At 74.0% G+C, this 15,343-nt stretch carries 16 protein-coding genes; 7 read left to right on the forward strand and 9 right to left on the reverse strand.

Annotated elements, in window-relative coordinates; all coding sequences use genetic code 11:
• Positions 1-82: 82 nt before the first annotated feature.
• Genes ACZ44S_RS08390 through ACZ44S_RS08400 form a run of 3 tightly spaced genes read left to right on the forward strand, consistent with a single transcriptional unit; the run spans position 83 to position 4,386 of the window.
• On the forward strand, positions 83-562 hold the full coding sequence (locus tag ACZ44S_RS08390; RefSeq protein ID WP_466925874.1) for a hypothetical protein: 480 nt from the start codon (positions 83-85) through the stop codon (positions 560-562).
• A 12-nt stretch (positions 563-574) separates the two neighbouring features.
• Positions 575-3,736: an ABC transporter permease subunit gene (locus ACZ44S_RS08395; RefSeq protein WP_466925877.1), complete on the forward strand. Its 3,162-nt coding sequence runs from the start codon at positions 575-577 to the stop codon at positions 3,734-3,736.
• Positions 3,733-4,386, forward strand: coding sequence for an ABC transporter ATP-binding protein (locus ACZ44S_RS08400; protein ID WP_466925879.1), 654 nt, complete (start codon positions 3,733-3,735; stop codon positions 4,384-4,386). Before ACZ44S_RS08395 ends, ACZ44S_RS08400 begins: the two co-directional genes overlap by 4 nt.
• A gap of 64 nt (positions 4,387-4,450) precedes the next feature.
• Here the strand turns inward: ACZ44S_RS08400 and ACZ44S_RS08405 are convergent, their stop codons facing one another.
• A complete protein-coding gene (locus tag ACZ44S_RS08405) occupies positions 4,451-5,101 on the reverse strand; it encodes a LysM peptidoglycan-binding domain-containing protein (protein ID WP_466925881.1) in 651 nt (216 codons plus the stop codon).
• A gap of 537 nt (positions 5,102-5,638) precedes the next feature.
• On the opposite strand from ACZ44S_RS08405, the gene ACZ44S_RS08410 reads away from it, so the two are divergent.
• On the forward strand, positions 5,639-6,418 hold the full coding sequence (locus ACZ44S_RS08410; protein ID WP_466925883.1) for a hypothetical protein: 780 nt from the start codon (positions 5,639-5,641) through the stop codon (positions 6,416-6,418).
• Positions 6,419-6,525: 107 nt separating this feature from the next.
• On the forward strand, positions 6,526-6,939 hold the full coding sequence (locus tag ACZ44S_RS08415; RefSeq protein ID WP_466925885.1) for a hypothetical protein: 414 nt from the start codon (positions 6,526-6,528) through the stop codon (positions 6,937-6,939).
• 59 nt (positions 6,940-6,998) lie between these two features.
• On the opposite strand, the gene der is transcribed toward ACZ44S_RS08415, so the two are convergent.
• The 5 genes from der to aroH all read right to left on the reverse strand — a co-directional run bounded on the left by der (position 6,999) and on the right by aroH (position 11,472).
• Entirely contained in the window at positions 6,999-8,489 is a 1,491-nt protein-coding gene (gene der / locus ACZ44S_RS08420; protein WP_466925887.1) for a ribosome biogenesis GTPase Der, read from the reverse strand.
• Positions 8,490-8,549: 60 nt separating this feature from the next.
• Positions 8,550-9,212, reverse strand: a complete 663-nt coding sequence (locus tag ACZ44S_RS08425) for a lysophospholipid acyltransferase family protein (RefSeq protein ID WP_466925890.1) — start codon at positions 9,210-9,212, stop codon at positions 8,550-8,552.
• On the reverse strand, positions 9,209-9,895 hold the full coding sequence (gene cmk / locus ACZ44S_RS08430) for a (d)CMP kinase (RefSeq protein WP_466925892.1): 687 nt from the start codon (positions 9,893-9,895) through the stop codon (positions 9,209-9,211). Before cmk ends, ACZ44S_RS08425 begins: the two co-directional genes overlap by 4 nt.
• A gap of 132 nt (positions 9,896-10,027) precedes the next feature.
• Positions 10,028-11,113: a prephenate dehydrogenase gene (locus ACZ44S_RS08435; RefSeq protein ID WP_466925894.1), complete on the reverse strand. Its 1,086-nt coding sequence runs from the start codon at positions 11,111-11,113 to the stop codon at positions 10,028-10,030.
• Positions 11,110-11,472, reverse strand: coding sequence for a chorismate mutase (gene aroH, locus ACZ44S_RS08440; RefSeq protein WP_466925897.1), 363 nt, complete (start codon positions 11,470-11,472; stop codon positions 11,110-11,112). Before aroH ends, ACZ44S_RS08435 begins: the two co-directional genes overlap by 4 nt.
• A 200-nt stretch (positions 11,473-11,672) precedes the next feature.
• Here aroH and ACZ44S_RS08445 point away from each other — a divergent pair, with 200 nt between their 5' ends.
• Positions 11,673-12,098 (forward strand): Rieske (2Fe-2S) protein, encoded by a 426-nt coding sequence (locus ACZ44S_RS08445; RefSeq protein ID WP_466925899.1) that lies wholly within the window; start codon positions 11,673-11,675, stop codon positions 12,096-12,098.
• 22 nt (positions 12,099-12,120) lie between these two features.
• The gene (locus ACZ44S_RS08450; RefSeq protein ID WP_466925901.1) at positions 12,121-12,864 is read left to right on the forward strand and encodes a nucleotidyltransferase domain-containing protein; all 744 of its coding nucleotides are present in this window, start codon (positions 12,121-12,123) and stop codon (positions 12,862-12,864) included.
• Here ACZ44S_RS08450 and ACZ44S_RS08455 read toward each other — a convergent pair.
• The 3 genes from ACZ44S_RS08455 to ACZ44S_RS08465 are packed head-to-tail and all read right to left on the reverse strand — an operon-like array spanning position 12,790 to position 15,284.
• Entirely contained in the window at positions 12,790-13,542 is a 753-nt protein-coding gene (locus tag ACZ44S_RS08455) for a nucleotidyltransferase domain-containing protein (protein WP_466925903.1), read from the reverse strand. The genes ACZ44S_RS08450 and ACZ44S_RS08455 overlap by 75 nt on opposite strands.
• Positions 13,543-13,545: 3 nt before the next feature.
• Positions 13,546-14,568 (reverse strand): ADP-ribosylglycohydrolase family protein, encoded by a 1,023-nt coding sequence (locus ACZ44S_RS08460; RefSeq protein WP_466925905.1) that lies wholly within the window; start codon positions 14,566-14,568, stop codon positions 13,546-13,548.
• The gene (locus ACZ44S_RS08465) at positions 14,565-15,284 is read right to left on the reverse strand and encodes an NUDIX hydrolase (protein ID WP_466925907.1); all 720 of its coding nucleotides are present in this window, start codon (positions 15,282-15,284) and stop codon (positions 14,565-14,567) included. The genes ACZ44S_RS08460 and ACZ44S_RS08465 overlap by 4 nt, the downstream gene beginning before the upstream one ends.
• Between the last annotated feature and the right edge of the window lie 59 nt (positions 15,285-15,343).

The following is a 15,343-nucleotide window of genomic DNA, read 5'->3' on the forward strand; positions in this document are numbered from 1 at the left end:
AGGGTCAGCTCCCAGGGGGCATAGTGCAAGCCATCGGCTGACATGGACAGGCACACGGACGGACCCCCGAGGGGTGGGAGCCATGACGCGGACAGCCCGGCTGCGGACCGCCCATCCCGCGCTGTGGGCGGGCTGGGCCGCACTCGCCGTGGGTGCGGTGCTGTGCGTGCTCGGCTGGTACGGGATCTCGGGTGAGCGTTACGCCGAACGGCAGCTGCCCTACCTGGCCTCCTGCACCGTCCCCGGGGCCGCGCTGATCGTCGCCGGTGCGGTGCTGCTCGCCCACGGCCGGGGCGCCGTCGCCGCCCTGCGCGTGGAGGAGCTGTACGACCTGCTGGTCGCCGCCGAGCCGGCCGACGCCGACGCGTCCGCCCGGCCGGCCGGTGCGCCCGTCGCGGTCGGCCGGGAGATGCTGATGGTGCCGGGCGGGACGCTGTGGCACCGCGCGGACTGCCCGCTGGTCGCGGGGAAGGCGGAGGCGGTACCGGTGGACGGCAAGCTGATCGCGAGCGGTGAGCTGGGGCCGTGCCCGATCTGCGAGCCCGCCGACGGGACCGGCTGACGTCGGCCGCCGATGTCCTCCCTGACGTACGACCTCACGCTGGCCGGCCTCTCGGTGGGTGCCGCCGCGGCGCTCACCGGGATCGGTCTGATCGTGACGTACCGGGCGACCGGGGTGCTCAACTTCGCGCACGGGGCGATCGCCATGGTGTGCGCGTATGTGCTGCGCGCCCTGGTGGTCGACGGGGGCTGGCCGCTGTGGTGGGCCGCGGCGCTGACCCTGCTGGTCGTGGCGCCCGGCATCGGGGTGGTGCTGGAGCGGTTCGTGTTCCGGCCGCTGTCCGTGCGGGGCGGTGACCCGGCGCGGACGCTGGTGGCGTCCATCGGCGTGTTCGTGCTGCTGGTGGGCGGCGCGGCCCTGGTGTGGGGGCAGGGCGCGCGGGACGACGCTCCGGTGCTGGTGGCGGCCGAGCCGTGGGGGCCGCTGGCGGTGGTGGCGGTGCTGGCCGTGGGGGCCGGGACGGTGATCCGCCGGACGCGGTTCGGGCGGGAGCTGCGGGCCGTGGTGGACGACCGGCAGCTGGCCGTGCTCGCCGGTGTCGACGCGGACCGGGTGGCGGCGGCCGGCTGGGCCTTCGGCTCGTTCACGGCCGGTCTGACCGGGGTGCTGCTGGCGCCGTACGTACGGCTCGACCCGTACGGGCTGCCGCTGCTCGTGATGGAGGTGGTGGCGGTCGCGGTCGCCGCGCGGATGCGCGGTCTGACGGTGGCGGTGGTCGTGGCGCTGGGCATCGGGGTGGCGCAGAGTCAGCTGACCCGGCTGCACCCGTCCGGGTGGGGCGAGCCGCTGCTCCAGGCGGTCGGCGCCAACCTCTTCGTGGTGGCGCTGCTGTTCGCCGCGCTGGTGCTGCCCGGCGTCGGCACGCGCGACGCCCTTCCGCGCGCGGCCGGCGCACGGGTGCCGGCGCCGCCGGGCGCCTGGATCGCGGCCGGGGCGCTCTTCCTGCTGCCGCTGGGCTTCGCCGGGGGCGATCTGCAGACGGCGGTGCAGGTGCCGGCGCTGGGGGTGATCCTGTTGTCGCTGGTGGTGGTCACCGGCCGGGGCGGGCAGATCTCGCTCGGGCAGGCGGCGTACGCGGGCCTGGGCGCCCTGTTCACGGCGCTCCTTGCGGCCGGGCGCTTCCCCGGGCTGCCCGCACTTCCGGAGCTGGCCGCGCTGGCGGTGGCGGTCGTCCTGGTCGCGCCGCTCGGCCTGCTGACGGGCTGGCCGGCGATCGGCCGCCGGGGACTGGCCCTGGCCCTGGCGACGTTCGCGGTCGGGGTGGGCGTCAGCCGCTTCGTGTTCGACCAGCCGTACGCCACGTCGGGGCTCTCGCTGGGCCGGCCGGCGGGCTTCGACGGGGACCGCGCGTACTACGTCCTGGAGCTGGTGCTGCTGGCGGGTGCGCTGTCGGCGGTCCGGGCGCTGCGCCGGGGCCGCACGGGCCGGGCGCTGGCGGCGATGCGGGACCACGAGGCCGGGGCGCGGGCGGCGGGGGTGCGCGTGCCGTCGCTGAAGCTCTGGGCCTTCGTCTCCGGCGCCGCGCTGGCCGCGCTCGGGGGCGGCATGCTCGGCATGGGGGTGCGCGCCTTCGACCCCGCCGCGTACGACCCCGTGCGGGGCCTGCTCTGGTTCACCGCGGTGGTGGTCCTGGGGGCGGACAGCGCCCTGGGCGCGCTGCTGGGGGCGGCGCTGCTGGTGGGCCTGGACGCGGGTACGCGCGGGGGCGTGGCGGCGGCGGTGATCGGCGTCCTCGCGGTCCTGACGGGCCGTTTCCCGGACGGCCCGTACGAGAGACTGCGGGAACTCGCCCGTCGGCTGCGGCCGACCGGCCGACCGCGACTGACACCGCTGGGCACCCGGGTACGCCACCGTCTGCGCGGCCCGGAGCCCGCGTCGGGCCCCGCCCCGGCCCCCACGGGAGCCACGGCGACGGGCACGGGCCCACGCCCCGGCAGGAGGCCCGCCCTCCGCCTTCACCCCGCCCCTCGACAGCATCCCTCGCCGGGGCATCACCCCTCGGCCCCCCGTCCACCCGGCCCCCCACCGCCCACGGCCGAAACCCACCCCCCGCACACCGCCGACGCACCGGAGCAACGACCCGCCGTCCCCGAACGCCAGGACGACGGAGGGGGCACGACACCAGCACACCACCCCCACGACGACCCGGCCGGCCGGCCCAACAGCACCGGTGAGGCGGCGGAGGAGGGGCCGGGCGGCCGGGGATTCGTGGGGCGGGGCGGGGACGCGGGGGACGAGTCCGGTGGCCGCGGGCCCCGGCCCGACGGGGCAGAAGGCGCCGCCGGGGCCGGGCGGGCACCCGGTGGGGCCGCGGGACGCGGGACAGGAGACGGGACCGCCGAGACCGCAGGACGCAAGGGCACCGCCGGGATGCCGTCCGGCGCGCGGCCGGGCAGTCGGGGGGCGCGGTCCGCGGCGGGGGGTCCGCCTCCCGGGGCGCGCGAAGCCTTCGGGGTTTCCGGGGACGGGACCGCCGTGCCGTTCGTCCTCGAGGCTCGCGGGCTGTATGTGCGTTACGGCGGGTTCAGCGCGCTGGACGGGGTGGACATCGGGGTTCCTGCGGGGCGGGTGACCGCCGTCGTCGGGCCCAACGGGGCAGGGAAGAGCACGTTGTTCCACTGTCTGGCCGGGACCGTGCGGCCCGCGCGGGGGGCCGTTCTGCTCGGGGGGCGGGACATCACCCGGCTCTCCGCACAGGCCCGCACCCGGCTCGGTGTCGCGCGGACGTTCCAGCAGTTGGCGGTCTTCCCGACGCTCACCGTGGCCGACAACGTGCGGGTGGGCGCCGAGCAGGGCCGTCCGGACCATCCCGGCGTGGTGGAACGGATGCTGCGGCTCTTCGGACTGGACGGACCGGCCCGGGCCCTGCCAGCCGCCGGCCTGCCCACCGGGGCGCTGCGCCGGGTGGAGCTCGCCCGGGCCCTCGCCACCGCCCCGCGCGTGCTGCTGCTCGACGAACCCGCCGCCGGGCTGGACACCGCCGAGATCGCCGCGCTGGCCCGGATCCTCAAGGCGCTGGCCGCCGACGGCACGGCGCTCCTGGTCGTCGAGCACGACCTCGACCTGGTCGCCGACCTCGCCGACGTCGTCCATGTGATGACGGCCGGCCGGATCGTCGCCTCGGGGCCTCCGGGGCGCGTCCTGGACACCCTCGGGGAGGCGACCGGACCGTGACCGGCGTCTCCCTGCGCGACGCGCGCGTGCGCTACGGCCCGCTGGAGGCCCTGCACGGCGTCGGCCTCACCGCCCCGGGCCCCGGCCTCACCGTGCTGCTGGGCCGCAACGGCTCCGGGCGTTCGACCGTGCTGCGGGCACTCGCCGGTGCCGTGCCGCTCTCCGGCGGGTCGGTGTGGTGGGACGGGCAGGACGTGACGGACGTACCGGCGTACGAGCGGGCCCGGCGCGGGCTGTGCCTGGTGCCGGAGCGGCGGGCGGTGTTCGGCACTCTCACCGTGCGCGAGAACCTCGCCCTCACCGCCTCCGATCCGACGCCCGCGCTCGACGCCTACCCACGGCTGGAGCCGTTGATGGAGCGTCGGGCCGGCACGCTCTCCGGCGGTGAGCAGCGCATGCTGGCCCTGTCCCGGGTGTGGCTGGCACGCCCCCGCGTGGTGCTCGTCGACGAGCCCGCCCAGGGCATGTCGGCGGCGGTGGCCGCCCGCACATACGCGCTCCTCGCCGCGCTCGACGCGTGCGTGGTCGTCGCCGAGCAGCGGCTGCCGCCCGCCCTGCACGGACGCCGCGCCTTCGTGTACGAGCTGCGCCGGGGCTCGGTGGTGTTCGCCGGGGAGGCGGGCGAACTCCGCCGGTCGCGCCCTCCGTAGCGCCGCCGCGGGGCCCCGTCCGGGCGGCCGGACGAGGCCCCGTGTCCCGGGCGAAGGGAGCTGCTCAGATCTCGAGCCGCTGCCCGGGCACGATCATGTCGGGGTCCCCTCCGATGACGGACCTGTTGGCCTCATGGAGCCGCTGCCAGGTCGTGCCGTGCCGCGCGGCGATCCCGCTCAGCGTGTCCCCCGCGCGGACGGTGTAGTCGCCGCGGGACGTCCCCCGGTCCGTGTGCCCGGCCGAACGGCCCGCAGCGGCGGACGGGTTCGACGACTTGGCCGGTGCCGAGGGCTTCGCGGGCGCCTGCTCCGCGGTCACCGGGTCCGCGCCGGGCGCGCCGCCCGACGCCCCCGCGCGGGCCGAACAGGTCGGCCAGGCGCCCCACCCCTGGGCGCGCTGCACCTTCGTGGCGACCGCGATCTGCTGGGACTCGGTGGCCCGGTCGGCGGTGGACGCGTAGGCCGTGCCGCCGTAGGCGCGCCAGGTGGAGGCGGAGAACTGGAGTCCGCCGTAGTAGCCGTTGCCGGTGTTGATGTGCCAGTCGCCGCCGCTCTCGCACTGTGCGATGCGGTCCCACACTCCGCTGTCCGCCGCCGTGGCACTGCCGGTCGCCGCCAGCAGTCCCAGGGGCGCGAGCAGTGCCGCTCCGGCCAGGACGGTCGCCGTACGGGTCCTGCGGACGTGGTCGCGGGTGTTATCGGCACATTCGGACATGTAGGTCCTTCCCGAAGGACTCGGGGCTCCCGAGGGCGGAACGCGCTCACCACGCCATGGGGCGTGTGAGCCGCGCTCGCCCCGTCCGCTGCGGGTCGTACGGTGGTGCGGTTCGGTGCGGTCGGCGGACGTACCCGAGCGGTGCTCGCTGCACACGGCGGAGGAATCTAAGGAGCCTCCGCGCCCCGGATCAACCAATGCCTCGTCGTGCCAGGCCAGTTGGCCCTTACCCCGGGTATCGGCGATTTCCGGCCACCCACTTCATTCCTTGATTTCCGGATTTGTCGACCAGGGCAGGGCTCATCCTGTGAGCCACTTCACCCGTCCAACAGCTCTGCGCCCGCACGCAGTTGACGATGAGTGCCCGATTCCGCACCAGACGTGACCGTGCGCGCTGGATGGTTCGATTCCGTTCGCCCTGGGGCGTGACTCCCGCCACAGATCGCCCGTTGTCTTCTTCATGAGCCGGGGACCCACCCGGACCACGGGCCGGGAGCCACCCGGTCTCGCCACGCACGCATCCCGAGGGAGCCACCCGTGCCGCGCATGCTCGACGTCAGCGACGAGGTACGCGCCGAGATCGGCGACGAAGAAGCAGCCCGCCTGCTCGCCGGAGAGTCCGCCCCGGGCAGTTACGACTGCACCTCCTGCCGCACCCCGGGCGACCCGGAGCAGGAGCGCACCAGCACCGTTCTGTTCATCGGGGACGAGACCGCCGTGCTCGCCTTCGCCCACTCCACCTGCCTGCCCTCACAGGTCGTCCAGGTCACCGAGGAGCAGCTCCAGGGTGCCGTGCGGGCCATCGGCGGCGCTCCGGAGCCGGAGCCCGCGAAGGTCACCCCGGAACAGGCCGTGCTCGGGGTGACCAGCGGACTGGTCCTGATCGCCGGGGAGTTGCACCCGGCACTGGTCGTCGAGCCGACGGCGCCGGTCGCCCGGCCCGGCTCGCTCGGGGCCGGTGACGACTTCCTGCCGCTGCTCATCGAACAGGGCTTCATGCCCCTGACCGAGCTGGCGGCCGTACCTCCGGTCCTGCACGGATGGTCGGTGCTGCTCGCGGCCGGCCAGCTGCACGCCGTGCTCCAGCCGAACCCGACCGGCGGCCGTCCGGTGGCCTGGTGGCAGGCCCACCAGCCGCTCCAGGTCACCGACGGCTGGCGGTCGGCCGCGAACAAGCACCAGCAGGTGCTGATGTTCGCCGCCCCGGTCGGCTCGATCGGCCGTCAGCCGCGCGAGGACCTGCTGCGCGACGCGCTGGACAAGGCGGCGGCGAACGGCAAGCTGGTTGCCGCCGCGCTGCCGCTCGCCGGCATCTGACCGGCCCGCCGCGGCGCGGCCGGACCGGCCGGGGCACGACCTCCGCGTAACCGGCGAAAGCCCCAAAAGGGCCGCATCCCTTGGTGGGCGGGGTCGTTTGGACATACGTGCACGCATATGACGTTCCCCGCCGCCAGTCCCTCGCCTCGGTCCCCGCACCCGTACGCCCGGCGCAGGACTCCCGGAGCGGCCACTCGGCCACGCCGATCTACGACGCCCTCTACACCGAGTACGTCAAGTCCTTCCGTTCGCTGCCGGGCGACCGCAGCGGCGAGGAAGAGCTGGGCTTCACCGCCTTCGGGAACATCCCGCACAGTACGGGTTCGTACGGCGGCCACAGCCCCGGATCGTTCGGCGCCTCCCTGGTGAGCGGCGCGTACGGCGCCTACAACGCCCATGGCGCGGAGGCGGGCGACGCGCGGCCGCCGCAGTGGCAGCGGGTCGGCACGGTCGGCCGGGACACCTCGGGGATGCACCACGTCCCGGCCGGACTGCCCCCGGCCCCGCGCAGAGGCGCCTGACCGGCACGGCCAAGGGGCGGTCCCCGACGGGACCGCCCCTTCGCCCTGTCCGTCGTGCGCTACTTCTTCCTGCCCCGCTTCTCCCGCACCCGCACGGAGATGTGGATCGGCGTCCCCTCGAAGCCGAACTCCTCGCGCAGACGGCGCTCGATGAAGCGCCGGTAGCCCGCCTCGATGAAGCCGGAGGCGAACAGGACGAACCGCGGCGGCTTGGTGCCCGCCTGGGTGCCGAACAGGATCCTCGGCTGCTTGCCGCCCCGCACGGGGTGCGGGTGGGCGGCGACCAGTTCACCGAGGAAGGCGTTGAGCCTGCCCGTCGGGACCCGGGTCTCCCAGCCCTCCAGGGCCGTCTCGATGGCCGGGACGAGCTTCTCCATGTGCCGGCCGGTGCGCGCCGAGACGTTCACCCGCGGCGCCCACGCGACCTGGCCGAGTTCGGTCTCGATCTCCCGCTCCAGGTAGTAGCGGCGCTCCTCGTCGAGGGTGTCCCACTTGTTGTACGCGAGGACGAGCGCACGGCCCGCCTCGACGGCCATGGTGACGATGCGCTGGTCCTGCACGGAGATGGACTCCGAACCGTCGATGAGGACGACGGCCACCTCGGCCTTCTCGACGGCGGCGGCGGTGCGCAGCGAGGCGTAGTAGTCGGCGCCCTGCTGGAGGTGGACGCGCTTGCGGATGCCCGCCGTGTCCACGAACTTCCAGGTCTTCCCGCCCAGTTCGATGATCTCGTCGACCGGGTCACGGGTGGTGCCGGCGAGTTCGTTGACGACGACCCGCTCCTCGCCCGCGACCTTGTTCAGCAGCGAGGACTTGCCGACGTTGGGGCGGCCGATCAGGGCGACGCGGCGGGGGCCGCCGACCGCGGTGCCGAAGGTCTGCGCCGGGGCCTCCGGGAGGGCCTCCAGGACCTGGTCCAGCATGTCGCCGGTGCCCCGGCCGTGCAGGGCGGAGACCGGGTGCGGCTCGCCCAGGCCCAGGGACCACAGATAGGCCGCGTCGGCCTCGCCGCTCGGGCCGTCCACCTTGTTGGCGCAGAGCACGACCGGCTTCCCGGCCTTGCGCAGCAGCCGGACGACGGCCTCGTCGGTGTCGGTGGCGCCGACCTTGGCGTCCACGACGAAGACGACCGCGTCGGCGGCCTCGATGGCGTACTCCGCCTGGGCGGCCACGGAGGCGTCGATGCCGAGGACGTCCTGCTCCCAGCCGCCGGTGTCGACGACCTTGAAGCGGCGGCCCGCCCACTCGGCCTCGTAGGTGACGCGGTCGCGGGTGACGCCCGGCTTGTCCTCGACGACGGCCTCGCGACGGCCGATGATGCGGTTCACCAGGGTCGACTTGCCGACATTGGGGCGGCCGACGACGGCGAGCACCGGCAGCGGGCCGTGGCCCGCGGCCTCGATGGCGCCCTCGACGTCCTCGAGGTCGAAGCCCTCCTCCGCGGCGAGCTCCATGAACTCCGCGAACTCGGCATCGCCCAGCGCCCCGTGATCGTGCTCGTGCGCACCCTCGTACGCGTCCGAGCCGTCGGGCTGGATGTGGTCGTTCATGAAGTCCGTACCTCGTCGTTCATCGTGGTGATCGGTGGAACCCGCAGACAACGGGGTCCACTACTCGAGTGTGGCCCGGCGCCCGGTGAGGCGCCTGGCGTTTTCCAGGTGCGCGGTGAGCTGCTTCTGGATGCGCTCGGTCGCCTCGTCCAGCGTCTTGCGCGTACGTCTGCCGCTGCCGTCACCCGCTGCGAAGGGGTCGCCGAAGACGACGTCGACCCGCGAGCGCAGCGGAGGCAGCGCCCTTATCAACCGTCCGGGCCGGTCGGAACTTCCCAGCACCGCAACCGGCACGATCGGCGCGCCGCTGCGCACCGCGAAGTACGCGAGGCCGGCGCGCAGGGCCGCGAAGTCGCCCTCGCCCCGGGTGCCCTCCGGGAAGATGCCCAGCACGCCGCCGTTGTCCAGGACGCCCAGCGCCTGTGTGATGGCGGCGCGGTCGGCGGTCGAGCGGTCCACCTTCAGCTGGCCGATGCCCAGCAGAAAGGGGTCGAGCGGGCCGATGAACGCCTCCTTCTTGATCAGGAAGTGCGTCGGCCGGGGCGCCACACCCATGACCATCGGGCCGTCGATGTTGTGGGAGTGGTTGACGGCGAAGATCACCGGACCGCTCGCGGGCACCCGCCAGGCGCCCAGCACACGCGGCTTCCACAGCCCGTACATCAGACCGACGCCGATGCGCCGCCCGACCTCGGCGCCCCGCACCGATGGGACGTCGGTCACTTCCCCGCCCGCTTTTCCTCGACGAGCGTGACGACACACTCGATGACCTGCTGCAGGGTCAGGTCGGTGGTGTCCACCTCGACGGCGTCGCCGGCCTTGGCCAGCGGCGAGGTCTTGCGGCCGGAGTCGGCCGCGTCCCGCTTGATCAGGGCCTCGCGGGTGGTGTGGAGGTCGGCACCCTTGAGCTCGCCGCTGCGGCGGGCGGCACGCGCCTCCGCGGAGGCGGTGAGGAAGATCTTCAGATCGGCGTCGGGCAGCACGGTGGTGCCGATGTCCCGGCCCTCGACGACGATGCCGGTGACGGCGGCGGAGGCGATGGTGCGCTGCAGCTCGGTGATCCGGGCCCGCACCTCGGGCACCGCGCTGACCGCGCTGACCTTGGAGGTGACGTCCTGCTCGCGGATCGGACCGGCCACGTTCACGCCGTCGACGGTGATGGTGGGGTTGCGGGGGTCGGTACCGGAGAGGATCTCGGGCTTGCCGGCGACGGCGGCGATCGCGGAGGGGTCGTCCGTGTCGATGTCGTTGTTCACCATCCACCAGGTGATCGCCCGGTACTGCGCGCCGGTGTCCAGGTAGCTCAGGCCGAGCTGCGCCGCCACGGCCTTCGAGGTGCTCGACTTGCCCGTGCCGGAGGGGCCGTCGATGGCGACAATCACGGGCTGGGCGGCGCCGTTTTCCACGGGGGAACACCTTCCTGGTGCGGTGGTGTGGGGTGTGCGGGGCGCGGACACGCCCCGCACCAGATTACCGGCCCTCCGGAACCCTTCCGACAAGCGGACGATCCGGCCCTTCGGGGGAAGGGCCCCAGGTCGTCACTGGCGGATCGCCCAGCCCCGTTCGCGCAGCCCCGCGGTGAGGACCGGTACCGCCTTGGGCTCCACCATGAGCTGCACCAGACCGGCCTGCTGTCCGGTGGCGTGCTCGATGCGGACGTCCTCGATGTTGACCCCGGCGCGGCCGGCGTCGGCGAAGATGCGGGCCAGCTGGCCGGGCTGGTCGTCGATGAGCACCGCGACGACCTCGTAGACGCGCGGCGCGGAGCCGTGCTTGCCGGGGACGCGGACCTGGCCGGCGTTGCCCCGGCGCAGGACGTCCTGGATGCCGGTGCTGCCCTCCTGGCGCTTGTCCTCGTCGGAGGACTGCAGCGCGCGCAGGGCCCGCACGGTCTCCTCCAGGTCACCGGCGACGTCCGTGAGCAGGTCGGCGACCGGCCCCGGGTTGGCGGACAGGATGTCGATCCACATCCGGGGGTCGGACGCGGCGATCCGCGTCACGTCCCGGATGCCCTGCCCGCACAGCCGTACGGCGGCCTCCTCCGCGTGCTCCAGACGCGCGGCGACCATGCTGGACACCAGGTGGGGCATGTGGGAGACGAGGGCGACGGCCCGGTCGTGGGCGTCGGCGTCCATGACGACGGGCACGGCCCGGCAGTGCGAGACCAGCTCCAGGGCGAGGTTCAGCACCTCGGTGTCGGTGTCCCGGGTGGGGGTGAGCACCCAGGGGCGGCCCTCGAAGAGGTCGCCGCCGGCGGCCAGCGGGCCGGACTTCTCCCGGCCCGACATGGGGTGGGTGCCGAGGTAGGACGACAGGTCCAGCCCGCGTGCCTCGAGCTCGCGGCGCGGTCCGCCCTTGACGCTGGCCACGTCGATGTAGCCGCGCGCCGCGTCGCGCCGCATCGCGTCGGCGAGCACGCCGGCCACGTGGGCGGGAGGGGCGGCGACGATCGCCAGGTCCACCGGGCCCTCGGGCGCCTCGTCCGTGCCGGCGCCGAGCGCGGCGGCCGTGCGGGCCTGCTCCGGGTCGTGGTCGGCGAGGTGGACGACGACGCCCCGCTGGGACAGGGCGAGGGCGGCCGACGTGCCGATGAGTCCGGTGCCGATGACGAGTGCGGTTCTCACTGGGCGATGTCCTTGCGCAGGGCGGCCGCGGCACCGAGGTACACGTGCGCGATGTCGGCGCGGGGCTTGTCGGACTCGATGTGGGCGAGGACCCGGACGACCCTGGGCATGGCGCCGTCGATGTCCAGTTCCTGGGCGCAGATCAGGGGGACGTCGACGATGCCGAGCTTGCGGGCCGCGGCGGCCGGGAAGTCGCTGTGCAGGTCGGGCGTGGCCGTGAACCAGATGCTGATCAGGTCCTCCGTGTGCAGGCCGTTGCGCTCCAGAACGGCGGTGAGCAGCGCGCCGACCTGCTCCTCCATGTGACCGGACTCGTCCCGTTCGAGCTGGACGGCCCCCCGGACCGCGCGTACCGCCACGACGATGCTCCTTGCTGACGTGCGTGTGCTGTTCGGTCGTCCAGCGTAGTCAGACCGCGCGGGGCGGGCCTCGTGCGCTCGCTCGCTGAGACGGTCGAGGTGTGCTTTTCATGATGGTTCACGACGGGTTGCTTGATTTTCGGCGTATTCGGTGCGTTCGGTGCCAGGATGCAGAGACCGCGAACCCCGGGAGTGACGACATGACCCTTCGCACGACGCGCCGCACGGTTCTGCTCGCGACGGGCGCGGCCGCGCTGGCCGCCGGCTGCGGCTCGGACGACGGAGACGGGGGTGGTGGCGGCACCATGTCGGACACCGCCGCTCCGGACGCGCCGGCCGGGCAGGTGCTGGTCTCGACCGTCGACGTGCCGGTGGGCGGGGGCACGGTCCTCGAGGACGAGAAGATCGTCGTCACCCAGCCCGGGGAAGGCGACTTCAAGGCCTTCTCGGCGATCTGCACGCACCAGAACTGTGTCGTGGCCGATGTCGCGGACGGCACCATCAACTGCATCTGCCACGGCAGCCGGTTCCGGATCGCCGACGGCTCGGTGGAGCGGGGCCCGGCGACCAGGCCGCTGCCCGAGGAGCGGATCACGGTGGAGGGAAATTCGATCCGCCGGGCGTGATCCGCCGCGTACGCTCCCGGACATGCGCCCCGAGACCCTGGTCGGCGACCACACCATCTACGCCTGTGTCATGGGCTCCCGTGCCTTCGGTCTGGCCACGGAGGGCAGTGACACCGACCGCCGGGGCGTCTTCCTCGCGCCCACTCCCCTGTTCTGGCGCTTCGAGAAGCCGCCGACGCATGTCGAGGGGCCGGCCGAGGAGCAGTTCAGCTGGGAGCTGGAACGCTTCTGCGAGCTGGCGCTGCGCGGCAACCCCAACATCCTGGAGTGCCTGCACTCCCCGCTGGTGGAGTACGCCGACGCGACCGGCCGTGAGCTGCTGTCCCTGCGCGGCGCCTTCCTCTCCCGCAAGGTCCACGAGACGTTCACGCGGTACGCCCTCGGTCAGCGCCACAAGCTGGACGCCGATGTCCGCTCCCACGGCGCCCCGCGCTGGAAGCACGCCATGCACCTGCTCCGTCTCCTGATCAGCGCCCGCGACCTGCTGCGCACGGGCACCCTCACGATCGACGTGGGCGAGGAGCGCGAGCCCCTGCTCGCGGTCAGGCGCGGCGAGGTCCCCTGGCGTGAGGTGGAGTCCCGGATGACCCGGCTGGCGGAGGAGGGCGCCGAGGCCGCCCGGCGCAGCCCCCTGCCCGAGGAGCCGGACCGCCGCCGCATCGAGGACTTCCTCATCCGCACCCGCCGCGCCTCAGCCCTCGAGGCGGATCCGTACGACGAGGTCGTGCAGGGCGTCGTAGGCGGTGGGGGCGTCGGGCAGGACTGAGGCTGCCTGCGCCTCGTCGAGCACGCCGTGCAGGCGCTCCACCTCGGCCGCCACGCGGGCGCGGTCGACGACGGCCTTCCCGTGCTCGCGCTCGGTCTTGGCGGCGATCAGCTCCGCCAGGCACTCCGGGGCGGCGTCGACCTCACCGGCGAGGGTGGGCAGATGGGGCTGCACCTCGCCCGAGCGCATCAGATGGATGCCGGTGAGCAGCACCCGGAAGGTGTAGAGCAGCGGTTTGAGCTCGCCGGTCCGCTCGAACAGCCGCCACTGGGTCCGCGCGAACCCCCGGTAGTGGTGGGCGTGGTGGCTGGTGAGGACACCGGGGGCGAGCGCGGTCAGTTCCCGGTGGGCGTCGGTGGTGTGGACGACCAGCGGGGACAGCAGCTGCTCCAGCACATAGCCGTTGCGCCGCAGCATCAGGCGGACGAACTTGCGCAGATCGTGCGTGACCAGGTCCATCTCGACGCCGTCCCGGACCCACATCCTGGACCGGGTCTCGTCGGGCTCGCGCAGCCCGACGAGATCGGCGACCGGCAGCAGATGGACGCCCCGCAGGTCCACGTCCGAGTCGCGGGACGGGAAGCCGTACAGGTGGGCGCCGGAGACGGTGGCGAAGAGCACCGGGTCGGGCTGTCCGGCGATCACCGGGCTCAGGTCGAGGTCCAGGGCGTCGATCATCGGTCAAGCGTCCCAGAGCGTGCCCAGCTCCCGCAGCTCGCCCCGGTACTCGATGCGGTCCGCCCATGCGGCGGGCCAGGCGTCCGCACCCAGGTGGGCGCCCGCGAAGGCGCCGGTCAGGCAGGCGATGGAGTCGGAGTCGCCGGCGGTGCAGGCGGCGCGGCGCAGGGCCGTGAGGGGTTCGTCGACGAAGAGGAGGAAGCAGAGCAGGCCGGTCGCCAGGGCCTCCTCCGCGATCCAGCCCTCGCCCGTGGCCAGGCAGGGGTCGGTCTCCGGGGAGACGGTGCGTACGGCCTCCTGGAGGCGTCCCAGGATGTCCAGGCACTCGTCCCAGCCGCGCGCGATGAAGTGCCCGGGGGTGGGGTCCTGGGACCGGGTCCACAGGTCGCCGAGCCAGAACTCGTGGTACCGGGTGCGGTTGTCGTAGGCGTAGGAGCGCAGCAGTCCGACCAGGCCGGTCGGCTCGGCGCCCTCGGCGAGCAGCCGTACGGCGTGGGCGGTGAGGTCGGAGGCGGCCAGCGCGGTGGGGTGGCCGTGGGTGAGGGCCGACTGCAACTGGGCGGCGCCCGCGCGCTGTTCCTCGGTCAGGCCCGGGGCCAGTCCTATGGGCCCGACGCGCATGTTGGCGCCGCAGCCCTTGGAGCCGGTCTGACTGGCGTCCTGCCAGCGGCGCTCCTCGCGGGCCAGCAGGTGACAGGCCTTGAGGCAGGTGTTGCCGGGGGCCCGGTTGTTCTCGGGCGAGCGGTACCACTCCACGAACTCCTCGCGCACCGGCCGCTCCAGCCGCTTCGGGGTGAGCGGCCCGCGGTCCATCGCCGTGCGCAGGCCCCGCCCGAGCGCGAGGGTCATCTGGGTGTCGTCCGTGACGATCGCCGGCTTCGGCAGGTCCATCTCCCGCCAGGGGCCGGTCTTGGCGAGGATCGACGGGACGTCGTTGAACTCGGTGGGGAAGCCCAGCGCGTCCCCGAGGGCGAGGCCGGTGAGCGCGCCTGTCGCGGCGCGCTTGGTGACGGTGGTCGTGGTCATGCGGGGCGTCCTTCCGGGGTCGGCCGGAGCAGCGGTGGGTGGAGGGCGGTGGCGGTGCCCGCGCGGTACAGCGCGGCGGGTTTGCCGCGGCCGCCGGTGAGGCGCGCGGCGCCGGGGACGGCTTCGACGAATCCCGGGGTGGCGAGGACCTTGCGGCGGAAGTTGGGCCGGTCCAGGGCGGTTCCCCAGACGCTCTCGTAGACCTGCTGCAATTCCCCGAGGGTGAACTCGGGCGGGCAGAAGGCCGTGGCGAGGCAGGTGTACTCGAGCTTGCCGCCGACGCGTTCCCGCGCGTCGGCCAGGATCCGGTCGTGGTCGAAGGCGAGCCCCCGCGCGCAGTCGTACGGCGTCCAGCGGGCCCGTGCCGCGTCGCTGCCGGCGTGTGCCTCGGGGGCGTCGGGCAGGAGGGCGGCGAAGGCGACGGAGACGACCCGCATCGGGGGGTCACGGCCGGGTTCGCTGTAGGTCCGCAGCTGCTCCAGGTGCAGCCCGGAGACGTCCGTCAGCCCGGTCTCCTCGCCCAGCTCGCGCCGCGCGGCGCGTTCCGCGGACTCGTCCGGCCGGACGAAGCCTCCGGGCAGCGCCCACTGTCCGGCGTACGGCTCCTCGCCGCGCTCGACGAGCAGCACGTGCAGGGCGCCCGCGCGGAGGGTGAACACGGCGAGGTCGACGGTGACGGCGAAGGGTTCGAAGGCGTGCTTGTCGTAGCCGTCCATGACGGCCTCCACTCCCTTTAATAGTCAGCGTGACCATTAAAGGGGGTGGAGGTGCGGAG

Source organism: Streptomyces malachitofuscus (genome assembly GCF_055571035.1).